Below are 16949 nucleotides of genomic sequence, written 5' to 3' on the forward strand. Positions count from 1 at the left end.
CTACAGATTAACATGCAAGCCTAAGTAATGAGAAAAACACTGTTTAAAGTTCATAGTTGGTTGGCGCTAATTGCCATTATTCCGTTAATTGTTATTAGCATTACTGGCAGTGTTTTAGTGTTTAAAAGTGAAATTGATGGCCTACTGATGCCAGATAAACACTTTGTGGTACAGCAACAAGCTGCACGTTTGCCTATGGACTCATTAATAAATAAAGCCGAAGCAGCCTTTCCTGAATATGTAGTAGGAAGCTGGGAGCTTTTTAATAACAGCACCGCTGACCGGCTTTATTTGGTTAAGCGTGGAACTGACGATTGGTATAAGTTGCATTTAGACCAATACACAGGAGAGGTTTTATCAGAACCAGTAAGCACCACTCATTATTTTACTGACTGGTTTTTAGAGCTCCATTATACTTTTTTACTTAACGACTTAAAAAGCTTACCAGGGCAAACAGGTACCGTATTAGGCTTCTTTTTTGCTCTATTTTTATTAACTTTAGGTATTACTGGCTTAATTATTTACCGCAAATTTTGGCAGCGACTATTTAGCGTACGCTGGCGAGCAACTTTGCAGATAGTACTAAGCGACATTCATAAAATGACTGGAGTATTAGGTTCACCTATCCTTATCGTTTTAGCGATTACCGGTGGTTATTTTAATGGCGCTGTGTGGTATCACGAAGTAATAGAACACGCAGAAGAAGAGCACTACACTATTGCAAATAAATTATATAGTGACGACATTTCTTTTGAGCGCATTCTTAATGATAGTAAGCTGCAAATACCCACTTTTAACACTACTTTTTTAGTTTTCCCGCGAGAGCCTGATGAAAATATTACTCTTTATGGCGAAGTAAATACCAGTAATCCACTTACCAGTGAATACGCCAATACCATAACCTACAATAAGCAAACAGGTGAACACATGGCTAACTGGGATATTCGTGAAACCGGAGTTGGTTGGCAAGTAATTGATAGCTTTAGAAAACTACACTTTGGCTATTTTGCTGGGCTTATCAGTAAAATACTTTGGTGTATTGTTGGTCTTAGCCCTGTATGGCTGGCTGGTACAGGCTTTTATTTATGGCTTACACGCCGTAAACGTAAAAAGCAATCACACAAAAATCGCTTAAGTAAGCATCGCACTGTAAGTGCTTGATTATAAAGTCACCTCATTGTAATCTTAAAAGTCACAGTGAGGTGATTTATGAAATATCTAGTTTTTACACTTAGCTTTTTTTTAGCTGCATGCAGTAGCACTCAACCAGCAGTGCAAATTAAAAAGGTACAGCTTACACAAGTAATTAACCACTCTCTTTTCAAGCGTGTTGAAACCCCTAATGAACACAGTGTTTTTGAGCTTCCAGAACCTGAAAAAGAAAAGTTTTTAGCTTATGCACAGAAGCGCTTAAATGAGATACGTGCTGATGAAATTGTTTTTAACTACCTAGAAAACCAGCTTACCAACTTTAAGTATCACGGTGATACACTAACATCCAAACAAACTATTGAACGCTCACAAGGCAACTGTATTAGCTTAGCTATATTGACACAAAGCTACGCCACGCTTTTAGATCTTGACACCAGTTTTCAAGAAATGACCAGCGAACCTGTGTATGCCAAAGAGGGAAGTTTAGTTTACATAGCCAACCATTTTAGAACCAAAGTTTACGCACCGGAAGAAGAAACTGATGATAACTTTATTGTATTTATTCGCCCAGGCACTTTAATAGATTACTTCCCAACCCGCGGCAGCTTTTATGCTGGCAGCGCCACCTATAATGATTTACTCAATAAGTTTTACAGCAATTTAGCGGCGGAGGCATTAGCTAAAAATAAACTCAATACAGCCTACTCTCTTATTTTGAAAGCTAATTCTTTTACTCCTAACGATCCTGAACTGTTCAATATTACGGGTATATTACATCGCCGTGCAGGCGATTTAAAAAGCGCTCAACTGATTTACCAAACCGCACTAAATAGAAACGATATAAGTATAAACTTAATCAATAACTATCGGCTACTCGCAAAAGATCTTGGCAATACAGAGCTAGAAAAACAATTAACAAGCCAATTAATTAATGAAGAAAAAGACCCTTACGAGCTATTGGTTATTGCTAAAAACAATCTGCAAGAAGGAAAGGTAACTCAAGCTAAAAACCACCTTGAGTCAGCAATTGCAAAAGCCCCATATATATCAGAGCTTTACTTAGAGCTTGCAAAAATTCGTTATCAACAAGGTAAGTCTAAACAAACACAAGCCTTGCTTGAACAAGCCATTAAATATGAGCGAGACAATGAAAAGCTCAATATATACCAAGCAAAGTTAGCATCGCTTACTAAGCCAAAGTAGGTTGCTTTTGGGTAATACATATTTAAAAGTGTATTACCCATAATATTAAAGAGAGTAGTAAAAGCTTAACCACGCGCGCATTTCATCTTCAAAGCTGTCACCTTCAACACGCGACAGCCCAGCATTAAAAGTTAGGTCGTTTACGCCTGCAGGCCCCATCCCAAAGCTAAAATCACCTTGGTATTTTAAGCCATAACTTTGTGCATAAACGCTGTTGTCTAATTGATGTTGCTTGTAATAAAGCCAAGGCATGCCTTCTTTAAAGCTGATGCCACCACCATAACCTTGGTAACGCTCTGCAGTTGCACTGTAATAAGGCAGTTCAGCAGCAAGCACAAACTCGCTACTTTGTTGCTGATTAATCAGGTTAGAGCTAAACCCACCTAAAGCTAAAACACTATCGTCTCGCTGTTTTTGTTCAAAGCTCACAAACATGGGAATATTAAATGCTTTACCAAATACTTTTGTTGCCAAGTCATAACCTTGCCAATGACTATTGTGATTCCGCCCATCATAAATACTGGCATAAATACTCTGCCCTATGGCAAATGATTGGCGGTCATGTTGCCATTGCTGAGCAATACTCAACCGTGTCCAATTTTTATGGCTATTTTTATAATCTGTATAGTTATAAGCAAGCTCTGGGGTTAACTGAAGCTGGCCAAATTTCAATGGATGGCTTATTGCAACAAAACCACCTCGGGCGTCAATATCAGCGTTTAAGCTAGGTTGATATTGATGTGATGTACCCAAATTATAATCAAATAGCGCAAGCTTAAACTTTGTATTTAACGCATTGTATTTTGCTTGTACAAAGCCTCCATGTAATGCACCGTCATGCAAATCAATGTTATAACCCGCTTGTAAATCAAGTTGCTTTAATAAGTCGCTACTTTTTATACCTACGCTTAGCAAACTGGTTGACGCTGAATAATACTGTGATCCCAAGGCAAACGTCGCTTGCTGATCAAGTACTGCGTAATCGCTTTGCTCTGCTGTCTCATCGGTATATATTTTTGCCGGTGGCAGAGTATGCTTATTTACCATCAACAATGGAGCTTCACTGTTTACAGCGAGTTCCGTCACGGCTGTGCGGTCTTTTGTTGTTAGCGTTTTTACATCAGGGCCATCGGCATTAATAGAGAAATAAAGTAGTGAACCATCTTCAGTCTCAATCGGGTATGCAAGCGCTTCTTGCCCGTTAGTTAAGCGGGTGAGGGTATTATTTTTTATATGATAATTATAAATATCAGTTTTATTATTTAGGCCAGCAACAAAATAGATAGACTCCCCATTTTGACTAAAACTCGGCTGGCTTAAATATTGATACCCATTAGGCATTGGGACTGACTGCCTAGTATCACCGCTCAAACCTTGTATATACAATTGCCAATTTTCGTTTAATGACGCTGATAAATAAGCTAATTTTGTTTCATCGGGGCTTAGGGTCGGGTAATCGTACGTCGTTTTTAAGCTCTTGGTAAAAAGTGGCGTGATTGCTTGTGTATTAAGATCGACTTTTACTAATTCAGAATACCCAGCTCTTATTTGCTCACCGTAAAGTGTTTCACCATTGCGGGTAACACTAAAACGACGAATACCAGCCAGTTCAGTGAGTTGTTCGACGTTGCCAGTATCTATGTTATAGCTAAAAATGTCAGACACTTTGTTATAAGTCCCCGACTCCTCACTACTGTAGGCATTAAAATAAAGAGTGTTATTGCCTACCCACTGCGGATTGGCAATACCTGCTCGATTTATTTGATTTAATATTTGTTTTTGTTCGCGCTTAAATACACTTGGCGCAGTATCAGGAATATCCTTAGCATCATCTTCAAGTAATTGCTTTTGTGCTTTAGTAAATTGCTGTTGCGCTTTAGTGTTGTCTTCAGTGCTATAAATTATGAGCTTGGTATTACTTTTTTTATCACGCTCCACTATGGCAATTTTGCTGCCATCACCAGAAAGAGCGGGGTTGCTAGCGTATAAATCAAGCTTTAACCAAAGCTTGCTATTAAGTGGTGACTCGGTTTGCTCTTGTTGCATTGCTTTGTAAGTGAACTCAGCAATAAATCGACGATATAGCTTGGCAGCGCTTTGCCCGAATACACCAGAAAATGCGTCGTCAAAATCTCGAGGCTTAACCGCCCGCATACGAACCCATACATTATCGACCAGCTGCTCTGAGTAATTTTGCTCTAGCCAGTATAAAAAACGACTTCCCATTAAATACGCCATGGAGCCCGCCATAAAGCCTTCATCACTATTTAGTTGCCCATAGGTCGGAAGCGCTCCTTGCTGAGCAAACTCCCTGAGTATTGCCTCAGAATAGTTATCAAAGAGCCGCCCTCGCCCTGTCATTTTAGACTCAATTAAGGTGGCGTATCCTTCAGCTACCCAGCGCGGTGTGTCACCATAGGTTAAATCGTAAAGATCCCATACCCCTCTAATTTTTTGTTGCCACTCGCTGCGAGTCGGCTGCGCTAAATGAACTAAGTGAATGTACTCGTGCAGCACTAGTAATTGCTGCCAGCCCGATGAGTTTGAGATTACTGTGTCCGATTGTGGTGGCGTAGTAAAAAGCGCCATAACAGGATTATTAGAGGTTGGTAAGGCAAAGCCATTAGCTGCATTTAAAGGATCAAATACCACCACATCGACGATTTTATCAAGGGCACGGTTTTGTTGCTCAAGCACTTTTGTACGGACAATCTCCAGCTCCACCGCGGTCGATTTAGCAAAATCAGTATGTTCACTGCTAAAGTGAACATTAAAATGCTCAGTATGAATGGTTTGCCAATTGGCTGCGAAGCTTGGTGCAGCCAGTAATAAGGCTGATGCAATGAGTGACTTTTTCACAATAATCCCTTAAATAGTGCTTTTAATAATGCTTAGAGTATTATTAAAAGGGAAAAACGGGCAGTAAAAAAGTGTAATAAAGCATGTGCAAATGTGTATTTACACCTGCCTTATTATTTAACCTGAACTTTAGTTATTTTCAACAAGGGAAGTTACATCCAACTACGAGAATCTGACTCAGCCTGCATAAGTGTAAAATCTATAATGAAGTCAGCATCTTGCTGTTTTAAATATGGGACATACGCACCGCCTGCAGCAAGTTGTATATACAGGCTTTTTAAGCCAGAGCGACGCATAAAAAAAGTGCTCACACTGCGAGCGCTTTGTGCTTTGTACAGCTCAAATACTCGGTAATGCACGCCAATCATACCTTTGCGCACCACCATATAAAAACGCCCATCTTGTTGATGAAGGTAATACCCATAACGTTTATATGATAAAAACACTAACGCGGCTAATACCAAAAATAATGCTAATGAAATTAATATATTAAGTTGCATAAAGCTAACTAAAAACCCAGAAGCAACGCTCGGTAGCAAGGCATAAAACACCATATTTTTATATAGCAACGCCCTTTCTACTGCTTTGAATGCCAACTTTTTACTGTTAAACCACGGATAAATCCACTGACACACATTATCAACTTGCTCCTGCGTGAGCACAGGTAACACTAAGGTTTGTTTATTCTTTTTCGCCATATTTGCAGCACCGCCGCTGCTGGCTTGCAAACATTCCACTGTAAAGCGCTTTAATAGCCTGGCAACTAGGTTTTGCTTAATAACTATAGATTGTACTTTATCTAAACTAATTGACAGTTGATGGCGCTCTAACAGCCCTGCAATACGTTTAAATTTATTATTTTTAAAGTAAAGCTGATAGTTATAAAAGCGAATGAGCGACATAGTCACCGATAAAAACACCGCAATAAATACCAACACAATAATTAAAGTAATAACCGCAAATACCGCTGCATTAGCCATCATACCGAGCTCTTGCTGATAAAAACCCTCTATTTTTGTTATAAACTGCTGCTCTAAAAAATCGATAGCCACATTTATAAAGGGAGCAATGGCCGCAAGCGCTAAAATTGCCATGTTCGACATTAAACCAAACTTAGCTATTTCTTTATTTGAAATGAATAAACTATTTTCATTCTGATTTTCAGCATGAAGCTGCGCTGTATTAGCCTCCTCGGTTGATGGTTGCTGCTGCGCTTTATAGTCAAATACCTGTTTGCGCATTTGCTTGGCATAATCACTGGTTACTCCAGGCAATACAGCTTCTTGGGCAACACTGCCGGCAGCATCAAAAATGCAATTAACTAAGCCTACTGGAGTAAAATAAAAGGGTTCTGCTATGTTTACATTTTGCACCCGAGAAAACTTTAAGGTGAGTCGCTCTTTTTTAAATACGCCTTTATTTAGTAAAATTTCATGCTCGTCAGTAATACAAAAACGAAAACTGCGGTAATACAAAAAACAATAGACGAGCAATGAAGTCAGAGCAATCGTGAGCCCAACTTGCCCCCAAAATAGTTTATTTTCTACTTGGGTAACAAAAACCACCAACACGGGCAGTAAATTAAATAAGCCATCTTTGATAAACCGCACACTAAAATGCATCACAAAATAAGCCAGTGCCCAGGGCGACACTTTTTGCCAATTAAGTGAAGATGACGTTATTTGTGTAGCATCAACACTCACTGGCAGTAGCCTCGCTTGTGGTTTCATCGTGGCGATAGCTTTGTACAAATTGACGAATATTTTTGCACTTTTCGTGGGTCAGGCCGCTAATTTGTAAATCAGCACTCATACCACCTGCGCTGTAAAGCCGTAAACTGGCTAAACCTAGTTTTCGCTCTATTGGCCCACGATGTATTTCAATATGCTGCACTCGTGCTAACGGTAAAATTGTCACCTGCTGCCAAATAATGCCTTTTTTAAAAGCAATATCATGGGTACGCAACGCGCTGCCCTGTAATTTTATGCTGAACACGCTATATAACATACACAGTAAAATTAATAGCGGAACAGCAACCAATAAGTAACCTTGCGCCATGGCTGCAAAATCTGTATTGAAATAACAAACTGCCGCTAGCACTAGGCAAAAAGGGATAAAAAATAACAACCAATTCAACTGTGCATGCAATAATGCTTTATCGGCAAGCGGTTCAAACTCTATGCTTTGATGTTGCGGTAGGTCGGTTATTTGTTGATTCGTAAACACGCTTCGCTCCATTGGACGTATTGGCTTTAACCAAGCCACTTTATTGTTGTTACTAAAGTATGGCTTTGTTTTGGCTCAAGCGTAACCGCATCTTCAAGTACATTCGCAGCCTCTAGGCATAACATGCTTTTATAATCATCATCGGCAAAATTTGATAGCCGCTTTGATTTTTCAATCCATGGGTTCCATAACACGCACGAGCGCGAGTTTTCTCTGCTAACACTGATCATCCCTTGAGGAGTATCAATTGTTTGAACTGCTGCGGCTTGGGTATAAACCATATCGGTTTCACGGGAAAAGTCGACCACATCATGTTGCTGATGAGGCCCTTGACCAAACTCTATATATTGTGCCCCTTGCAGGCCTGTCACACGGGTATTCTTAATATCTTGTGTTGGAAAGTAAGTATGCAGCGCTTGTGAATAGCTAAATGGTACATTGCCTAAATTACAGGTGGTTAAACGCACCTCTAATTGCTCAGATAAAATAAACTCAACCCGTAAAGAAGATTGATGCGGCCAAAAGGTAGAGTCTACCTGCCTCATGGGTAATTTTAGGCTAACCGTAACTTCGTCCTCGGTTTCATGCACTTCATCAGCTTGCCATACGAGTGTGCGAGCAAAGCCATGAGCTGGGAAGTCTGTATTTTCATGTTGACCAAACCAAGGCCAGCAAATAGGAATGCCGCCGCGAATACTTTTCCCTTCGCTAAAGGTTTCATCCCCAGACACCCACAATAATGGCAATTTACCTTTGGGTGTAAACTCAGTTATTTGCCCACCTTGTAAAAATATTTTCGCCTCACATTGGCGACTATTAATACTAATAAATTCTAAACCGCTATGTGTACGCTCAATACATACTGAGGGTGATAATTGCATTTTATTTCCTTTAACACTGAGACTAATTTTTAATACTTAACCTGAGTTCAGGTTACTTGTACACAAACAATAATGCATGCTTAAAGCATAAGCTACATAGAATAGTTATTTAAATTGAGTTAGTTACTATATTCTTATGCAAAATCAACGGTAAAATTACGACTAAAGCTTTACAACTCTGCCTTTCAACCTAGGGAAGGTTCACAAATAGAATGTTATAAGCATTTAATAAAATAAAGATAATAAATGCTATTTTAATTACTGATCAAATTAATAAAAGTCAATAAAAACTAATAATAGCTGGCATAAATAACATATATCATTTGAATTCAATTTATTTGATGTGTAACATTTCATGATTACGGCAAATCATTCGCCTTCCATGAGACAAACAAATGCAAAAATATGACGAGTTACTAGTTTCTTTACGCAAGGTGATCCGTGCGATTGACTTACATTCAAAGCAACTTAATAAAACAGCGGGTTTAACAGGGCCACAACTGCTTATCATGCAGGAAGTGTCTCAAACAGATGGTATTACCGCCAGCCGTATTGCGCAAAACGTCAACTTAAGCCCAGCAACGGTTACTAATATTCTTGACCGAATAGAGAGCAAAAACTTAGTAACACGTGTACGCAGTCAAATGGATAAGCGCCGAGTCAGCTTATACCTTACCGAACAAGGTAAGGAACTACTCGAAAAAGCACCTCAGCCATTACAAGAGCATTTTATCGAAAAATTTTCAGCACTTGCTGAATGGGAACAGAGTTTACTCCTTTCATCAATGCAACGTATTGCCGCAATGATGGATGCTGATAAGCTAGACGCTTCACCACTTTTAGAAGTCGGCGCACTGTTTCAAACTCCTAAAGAATAAAACGCAGTATAAAAATAATAAAACCCCTTTTATCGCCTTAAATGACTTAGCTGATAACATGTAACTAAGCCATTTAAGCTTCATTTTATCCTGTAATTAACTTACCTTTTACCGTTTAATTTATTAAATAGAGCTGGCGTGAACATAAAAAACGTTTTTATTTATTATAAAAATATCGGCTTTAAATTGCTGGGGTTACTGTGTGTATTACTCGGCATTATTGGTGTTGCCCTACCCGTTATGCCAACCACGCCGTTTTTAATTTTAGCCTTAGCCTGTTTTGCTCGCTCATCTAGCGCGCTTGAATCTTGGCTATTAAACCACCCTCGCTTTGGCACAACATTACAACATTGGCGCGCTCATCAAGTAGTTCCTGTAAAGGCAAAATATGCTGCGGGTCTAGGTATGCTAATAGGCTTTATATTTTTATTATACAGCAGCCCTCCAGCTTGGGTTATTGCCCTAGTTGCTGTGGTTGAAGTGCTGGTTTTAACTTACTTAATTTCTAAGCCCTCAACTCCACCTAAAAACTAGGGTCTGTATAAGCAAAATAAAGTGTAAAGTTTGGTAAATAAATTTGTAACAGCTAATGCAAATCATTATCATCCGTACAAATTAATTAAATTTGCACCTTTTATGCCCTTTGTTAATAAACGCGCTTTATATAGTACGAGTCGTGCTTTACATATCTATATTTCTACCGCTTTGTTTTTTCTACTTATTTTATTTTGTGTAAGCGGCATAGTGCTAAACCACGTTGACTGGTTAAAAAACGATAAAAACAACGGCCAAATTACCGCTGCAATTCCAGCTGAACTACTTACAAAAGCACAAACACAATTAAACACCCTACCTGCTATTTACCCCCAAATAGAAGCTTACCTAGCCAAGCAGTATGGGCTGAATAAAGTAAAAAGCATTGAGTGGGAAAAGCAAGATTCACTGGTCATGCTCGACTACCCATTACCTGCAGGCTACGCCTACGCAGAGTTTGATTTTATTAGTGGCGAATTGTTACTCGATTATCAAACTGGGGGGTTTTTAAGTGTAATTGGCGACCTACATAAAGGTCGTTACAGCGGTGAAGTATGGAGCTGGGTTATTGATATATCAGCAGTGCTGATGATCCTATTTGCCATCACCGGCATGATTATTTTATTTCAAAATAGAAAAAAACGCTTAGCAGGAATATGGATAACCGCATTAGGTGTAGCAACACCTATCGTTATTTACCTGTGTTGGGTGCCACAAATAAAAGGAGTGTCTTAATGTTTAAAGTTAAACCATGGCTAAGCATCACGCTGTTAGTCGCCGCGCTATTTCAAATTAATGCTCATGCACAATCGTCAAGGTTAGAAGTTGAATTAACCCTCGCCGATTTAAACGTGCAACCTTACCACCGACCTTATGTTGCTGTATGGCTGGAAACGCCAGAGCGTAAACACGTCACAACATTAGCGCTTTGGGTACAAAAAGCGGAATGGTTTAAAGACCTACGCCAATGGTGGCGCAAAGCCGGTAAAAGTAATGCTCAGTTTGATGGTGTCAGCGGCGCAACCAAGCGTGCCGGCACATATACAATTAGTTGGGATGGCAACGATCTAAACGGTAACCCTGTAACGCCCGGTAAATACCTACTTAATATTGAAGTTGTGCGCGAAGAAGGTGGCCGTGATTACAGCCGTATTGAGCTTGATTTAACTCAATCAGAGAAAATAACTATTGAAGGTAAAAACGAATTTACAACCAGCTTTATCACTGTAAGCGCTAGGTAGCCCCTACTTATCATTCAAATTTAAAGGAAAAATAATGAACGTTAATTTATCAAAAATTGCATTAATAGGCGCACTGAGTTTATCGGCGCTAGTCTCAACAGCGGCAAGCGCACATGCCCGTTGGTTACTACCTTCGCACACTTCGCTTTCTGGCGATAAAGCGCATTACGTTATGATTGATGCGAGTATTTCTAACGAAATGTTTGCACCAGATAAAGCCTTTAAGCCAAAAGAAAAAGGCGCAGAGTACGACGACACATTATTAATGGCACTTGCACCAAACGGCGAGAAAGTATCTGAAACCATTCGTGCTTATTACTTAAAGCGCAAGAGCTCAGCAGCAGTAAGCCTCAAAGAAGAAGGCACTTACCACATTGCTATGACGCAAAAGCCAATGTACATGACCTTCTATAAGGACGAAGAGGGTAAACGCAAACGTGTATTTGGTAAAAAAACAGATGCTAAATTACCTAGCAACGCTCAAGGCGTGCGCACCACTAAAGTTATTTCAACAGTAGATACCTTTGTAAGCCGCAACGGTACATCTAAGCCAGCCCTGTTAGGTTTAGGCTTAGAGCTAAGTGGCCCTACACACCCAAATGACTTATTTGTTGGTGAGCAAGCACGTTTTCAATTACTACAAGACGGAAAACCAGCTGGCGAAGGCATTGAAGTTAATATTTTAAGAGGCGATACTCGCTACCGTAACGAACGTGGCGAAGTAAAAGTAACCACCGATAAAAACGGCTTTTTTACAACAACATGGAACGCACCGGGTATCTATTTAATAGAAACCGCAACCGAAGTTGATGTGAAGGAAAAAGGCGTAGATTCGGGTCGTTATGCTTTATTTACAACGCTTGAAGTAGCCCCTGAGTAATTATTTAGGCACTTATTTAAACGTATTTTTAAGCCAAGTTTTTAACTTGGCTTTTTTCTGCCTATCACTTTTTTGCAATCTATCTTTTACTTTTATTGATTTCGTCACCATTCGCTACAAGATTACAACAGTAACGATCTAATCGTCTATAACGTACGTAAACAGTGGCCTTACTTATTAAAAACGTGAATAACATAGATGGTTTTTATCTTTGCACGTAGTTGAGCGCTTCTATATGATTCGCTCCTTTTTCAAACTCACCAAAACAACGACGTTCTTAAGGAACATTCATGACTTTTAAGCGTTTATCAGCTAATAAATTAGCACTTAGCTTGGCCGTAGCCTCTGCACTTAGCAGCTCTTTCGTTACAGCTAATGCAGCAGAACAAGATACCCAAGCACAAGAGAACATCGAAGTAATCTCAGTAACAGGGACTCGCCGTAGTTTGCGAAGTATTGCACAAAGCTCAGTGCCAGTAGATATTATTACTAGCAGTGACATGGTAAGCACAGGTCAACTTGAAATCAGCCAGGTTCTTGCTAACCAGGTACCCAGCTTTAACTTTCCAAGCGCCACTTTAGGTGATGGAACAGATCACGCAAAACCTGCTGTACTGCGCGGCTTAGCGCCCGATCACACTTTAGTGCTTATAAATGGTAAACGTCGTCACTCTGGTGCGCTTTTAAACTTAGCAGGTGTTGTAGGCAGAGGCTCTACCGCGGTAGATTTAAACATGATCCCTACATCAGCCATTAAGCGCGTAGAAGTACTACGCGATGGTGCCGCAGCGCAATACGGCTCAGATGCCATTGCCGGGGTGATTAATATTGTTTTAAAAGACGCCTCTGAAGGCGGCAGTGTAAGCGTAACCTATGGTGAATACGACACACAAATGGCGGGCGCACCTAACTTAGAAAGCGCCTACGCAGATGCAAACGGCGATCTTGCATTTAACCTAGGTGATGACCGCGAAATTAGCGATGGCGCAACACGCACTATTAGCGCTAACTCTGGATTTGCATTATCAGACAGCGGCTTTGTAAATGTATCGATTGAATACCGCGATAACAGCCCAACACAACGCTCTGGTTTTGATCCGCGTGAGCAATACAGCCGCCTTGACGATGGCAGCCTAGACCCGCGCGAATTTACTATTGACCGTTACAACCATCGTTTTGGTAAAGCAGACCTTGAAGATTATGCTTTATTTTACAATATGGGTTACGAGCTAGATAACAGCCTAAACCTGTATTCATTTGGTAGCTACTCAAAACGAGAAGGTAACTCAGGTGGTTTTTACCGCCGTGCACAAGACAGCCGTAACGTATTAGCACTCTACCCAGATGGTTTTTTACCGCAAATTGAAACCGATGTTGAAGACTACTCATTTGCCCTAGGCCTAGAAGGTGGAACAGGTGACTGGACATGGGATGTAAGTACCAACTATGGCCGCAACGACTTTGCATTTGGTGTTGTGAATAGCTTAAATACGTCTTTAGGTGCTACCAGCCCCACCGAATTTGATAACGGCGCACTAGTTTATGACCAATTTATAGTCAATGGTGATGCAAGCACAACCCTTGATTTAGGGTTACCTGACGACGTATTTTTTACTCTAGGTGCTGAATACCGCCACGAAAGTTATAAAATAGAACAAGGTGAAGAATCCTCTTACATTACTGCACTTGATAGCAATGGCAATCCAATTGCTGCCGGTGGCGCACAAGTACTTTCGGGTTTTGGTCCAGAAAGCGTAACCGATGAAAGCCGCCATAACGTTGCACTATTTGTTGAGTTTGACACCTACCTAACCGACAACTGGAACATGGTTTTAGCTAGCCGCTACGAAGATTACAGCGACTTTGGTAACACCTTTACCTCAAAGCTTGCAACACGTTACAGCGTAAACGAAAACCTATCGCTACGTGGGGCAATTAGCACAGGTTTCCGCGCCCCATCGCTTGCACAAAGCTCGTATCGCCAAATTTCCACCGTACTTGAAAACAACCAAGCGTTTGAAGTAGGCCTATTCCCAACAGATGCACCAGCAGCACAAGCCCTTGGCGCAAAACAGTTAGACGCTGAAGACTCAGTTAATTTAACAGCTGGCTTTGTATACACCCAAGGTAACTTTAGCTTAACGGTTGACGCCTACCGTATTGATATTGATGACCGTATTGTGCTCTCTGAAAACTTAAGCGGTGCCGCAGTACAACAAATTTTAACGGATGCTGGTGAGTTAAATACCGAAAGCGTACGCTACTTTACCAACGCAATCGACTCACGCACGCAAGGCGTAGACATTGTTGCAACTTACCTACTACAGTTAGATAACTTTGGCGACGTGCGATTAAACGCGGCAGCTAACTTTAACGACACCGAAGTGACACACGTTGACGATAATCCTGAACAACTAAACTCTTTAGGTGACGACTACGTTGTATTTGCACGCCGTGAAGTAGGTCGTTTTGAAGAAGGCACACCAGACAACAAACTGAATCTGTCGGCAGTGTGGAACTTTAACGAATGGCAAACAACGTTACGTGCAACACGTTATGGTGAAGTTGCCGATATTTCTACTACCGCCGATCGCGATGAATACCTAGACGCTAAATGGATAACCGATTTAGAAGTTGCGTATCGCCCTAACGATGAGTGGAAATTTGCACTCGGTGCCAACAACTTATTTGACCAATACCCGCAAGCCACGGTCGATAATATTGGTTACTCTACCTTTAGCCAAATATTTCCATACACACCGTATGCACCATACAGTTTAGATGGTCGCTTTTTATACGGTAACATTACCTACAGCTTTTAATTTGTATAATTAAAACTGGCGGTTAAAACGAAAAGGATGCTTTATGCATCCTTTTTATTAATAATTAGTAATTTTAACCACTAATTAGTCTTTTAATTTTCAACAAAAAACTAAATTCATTATAAAACAGACACTTAAATTTAGGCCCCATTTTTGCTCTAGTCTTGTTATATTAAATAATAACATCACACTAAAAGGACTAACCATGAGCTCATCAACTGTATCTACCATTGCTAAACCACTTTCACTAATTAGCGGTATTTTATTATTAAGTGGCTGCGTGTTTCATATTTCACCAAGCGTTGCGTCGGTAAAACAAACACAACAACTAACACTACCTAGCAATAATCTTGAATACCTAGACGTACTAAGCGGCGCAGGTTCACTTAAAATAATGGGCTCATCAACAGCAACCAGTATTAATGTTGACGCCACTATTTACACAGCCGATATTGACGACGAATACGAACTCACACTCGATCAAAGTGGCACTAAAGCAAAGCTTGTTGCCCAAAATACAAGTAATAATGGTATTAGCTTTTACAGCGGCCAATCGCCAAGCATTAATTTAGTGGTCACCGTCCCTAACAATCTTGAGCTAGATATTGATGATGGCTCAGGCGACATAACTATTAACGCCATGAAAAATAATATTGATGTAAAAGATGGCTCTGGCAGCTTATCAATCAATGGCGCTAAAAACCTAAACATAGACGACGGCTCGGGCGATATTTCTCTTCAAAGCATTACTGGCAATCTAGATCTTAACGATGGTTCGGGCAGCATTACTATTAATAACGTTAATGGCAATGCAAATATTGATGATGGCTCAGGCGATATGAATGTAAGCAATGTACGTGGTACATTAACTGTTGAAGACGGGTCGGGAAGCATATCAATACAACATATTAATGGCGCTGTCGACGTTGAAGATAACTCGGGCGACTTAACCATTGAACATGTTGATGCAAGCGTTACCATTGAAGATGGCTCTGGCGATATTCGCGTTAATCATGCTAAAGGGCTAACAATTACAGAAGCAGGCTCTGGCGATGTTAGCATCGATAATATCTCTGGTTCAGTAAAGCTAGACTAATATACTGAGCCCTTAATAAAATGCACTTAACCTTGGCTTAAGTGCATTTTTTTTGAAAGCCATTTTATAGCCCGCTAATAACCAACTAGTTCTGCATAACCTTTACCTTTAAAACCGCCTTGAGTTTTAATTCGCCCCTCCCAGTAGGGAATGCTCAATTGATTTCGTGAATCGGGGTTACGTGCTTCAATTACAATTGGCTCAAACCCTTTAACCTTGAGGTGCCACTTAACTGGGTAGGTTTTACTACTGGGCGTTGTTTGGGCTGTAAGCTCAGATGTTTTTAATACCTGTAAGGTCACGTCGTCATTTGCAATGGCGCGCACAATTCCACTTTGCGTAATGTGCGATGCACAGCAGTAGTCATAACTTTGTTGACCATTACGAATACAAAATGCCATTAAGCCCCCCTGTTTTTTATCATCAGCCTGAATGCTAAACCAGTCCCAACCATTTTGGGTAGGATCGATTAGCGCCGAAGACCACTCTCTGTCTAACCAAGCATCTCCAGTTACTTTAAAAGTTTTACCCGCAAATGTGATGTCGCCTTGGGCTTCTAAAAACGGATAGCTATAATAGTAAGAGGCATGCCCCTGGTGAGTCTTTTGGCTATAACCTTGCTCGCCATGTTTTACAAGTGGGCTATTAGCCAGCACCAGGTTAGCACTGTAATTTTCCTGCTGCGCCTTTAAACTGAGCGGTAAAAATGTTGCATCCTTACTTGCTAACTGCCAATCATCTAGGCGAGCTTCAAATGGCTGCGCTGTTATATTTACTTGTCCCGATCTGCCATATTTTTCGAACGCTTGATGCTGTGAATCGGTTTGTATTGCAAAGTGAGCAAAGTAAAGCTGTCCATTCCACCATGGCGACGCATCAGTTGCCGTGGCTTGCTCATCGACCGAGAGCCTAAATAAAGTCCATTGCACACCAAAGGTATCGCCATTATCTGCTTTTAAATTAGCCGTTACATACCACCATTCAATTCCTTGTTGGTGATGCGCCCCATGATCACGTGGAAAGCTCAGCCCTTGGTTTTTGTTTACAGGTTCACCAAATTGTTGTGCAAACCCGCTATGCATTAGTTTATTTTGATTTACTTGCTCTGCTTCGGGCTGGCACGCGCTTAATGCGCCAATAAAAATAAAGGTAACGGCTACTTTTAGTCTATTCATGT

14 protein-coding genes are annotated in these 16949 nt (G+C 40.5%); 9 read left to right on the forward strand and 5 right to left on the reverse strand.

The window, feature by feature from the left end:
* The first annotated feature begins 27 nt into the window (after positions 1–27).
* Entirely contained in the window at positions 28–1161 is a 1134-nt protein-coding gene (locus FLM54_RS15155; protein ID WP_178956778.1) for a PepSY domain-containing protein, read from the forward strand.
* Between the two features lie 48 nt (positions 1162–1209).
* Positions 1210–2355 (forward strand): tetratricopeptide repeat protein, encoded by a 1146-nt coding sequence (locus tag FLM54_RS15160; protein WP_138608640.1) that lies wholly within the window; start codon positions 1210–1212, stop codon positions 2353–2355.
* A 45-nt stretch (positions 2356–2400) separates the two neighbouring features.
* On the opposite strand, the gene FLM54_RS15165 is transcribed toward FLM54_RS15160, so the two are convergent.
* From FLM54_RS15165 to FLM54_RS15180, 4 genes are all read right to left on the reverse strand, one after another.
* Entirely contained in the window at positions 2401–5214 is a 2814-nt protein-coding gene (locus FLM54_RS15165; RefSeq protein ID WP_138608639.1) for a PD40 domain-containing protein, read from the reverse strand.
* A 152-nt stretch (positions 5215–5366) separates the two neighbouring features.
* Positions 5367–6944: a PH domain-containing protein gene (locus FLM54_RS15170; protein WP_218651574.1), complete on the reverse strand. Its 1578-nt coding sequence runs from the start codon at positions 6942–6944 to the stop codon at positions 5367–5369.
* Positions 6907–7452, reverse strand: a complete 546-nt coding sequence (locus FLM54_RS15175; protein WP_178956875.1) for a PH domain-containing protein — start codon at positions 7450–7452, stop codon at positions 6907–6909. The genes FLM54_RS15170 and FLM54_RS15175 overlap by 38 nt, the downstream gene beginning before the upstream one ends.
* A 14-nt stretch (positions 7453–7466) precedes the next feature.
* Complete coding sequence (locus FLM54_RS15180; RefSeq protein ID WP_178956779.1) at positions 7467–8321, reverse strand: D-hexose-6-phosphate mutarotase; 855 nt, start codon at positions 8319–8321, stop codon at positions 7467–7469.
* A 395-nt stretch (positions 8322–8716) separates the two neighbouring features.
* On the opposite strand from FLM54_RS15180, the gene FLM54_RS15185 reads away from it, so the two are divergent.
* The 7 genes from FLM54_RS15185 to FLM54_RS15215 all read left to right on the forward strand — a co-directional run bounded on the left by FLM54_RS15185 (position 8717) and on the right by FLM54_RS15215 (position 15772).
* Positions 8717–9199 (forward strand): MarR family winged helix-turn-helix transcriptional regulator, encoded by a 483-nt coding sequence (locus tag FLM54_RS15185; RefSeq protein WP_008112832.1) that lies wholly within the window; start codon positions 8717–8719, stop codon positions 9197–9199.
* Positions 9200–9337: 138 nt separating this feature from the next.
* Positions 9338–9733 carry a YbaN family protein gene (locus tag FLM54_RS15190; RefSeq protein ID WP_138608635.1) on the forward strand — a complete coding sequence of 132 codons (396 nt, stop codon included), beginning with the start codon at positions 9338–9340 and terminating at the stop codon, positions 9731–9733.
* Positions 9734–9835: 102 nt separating this feature from the next.
* A complete protein-coding gene (locus FLM54_RS15195) occupies positions 9836–10468 on the forward strand; it encodes a PepSY-associated TM helix domain-containing protein (RefSeq protein ID WP_178956876.1) in 633 nt (210 codons plus the stop codon).
* Positions 10468–10974, forward strand: coding sequence for a DUF2271 domain-containing protein (locus FLM54_RS15200; RefSeq protein ID WP_138608633.1), 507 nt, complete (start codon positions 10468–10470; stop codon positions 10972–10974). Before FLM54_RS15195 ends, FLM54_RS15200 begins: the two co-directional genes overlap by 1 nt.
* 34 nt (positions 10975–11008) lie before the next feature.
* Positions 11009–11854: a DUF4198 domain-containing protein gene (locus FLM54_RS15205; protein WP_178956780.1), complete on the forward strand. Its 846-nt coding sequence runs from the start codon at positions 11009–11011 to the stop codon at positions 11852–11854.
* 290 nt (positions 11855–12144) lie between these two features.
* Entirely contained in the window at positions 12145–14676 is a 2532-nt protein-coding gene (locus FLM54_RS15210; protein ID WP_178956781.1) for a TonB-dependent receptor plug domain-containing protein, read from the forward strand.
* Positions 14677–14881: 205 nt separating this feature from the next.
* Positions 14882–15772: a hypothetical protein gene (locus FLM54_RS15215; protein WP_178956782.1), complete on the forward strand. Its 891-nt coding sequence runs from the start codon at positions 14882–14884 to the stop codon at positions 15770–15772.
* A 74-nt stretch (positions 15773–15846) separates the two neighbouring features.
* Here the strand turns inward: FLM54_RS15215 and FLM54_RS15220 are convergent, their stop codons facing one another.
* The gene (locus FLM54_RS15220) at positions 15847–16947 is read right to left on the reverse strand and encodes a lipocalin-like domain-containing protein (RefSeq protein ID WP_178956783.1); all 1101 of its coding nucleotides are present in this window, start codon (positions 16945–16947) and stop codon (positions 15847–15849) included.
* Positions 16948–16949: the final 2 nt, after the last annotated feature.

Origin of the sequence: Pseudoalteromonas sp. Scap25 (assembly GCF_013394125.1) — a bacterium.
Taxonomy (GTDB): domain Bacteria; phylum Pseudomonadota; class Gammaproteobacteria; order Enterobacterales; family Alteromonadaceae; genus Pseudoalteromonas.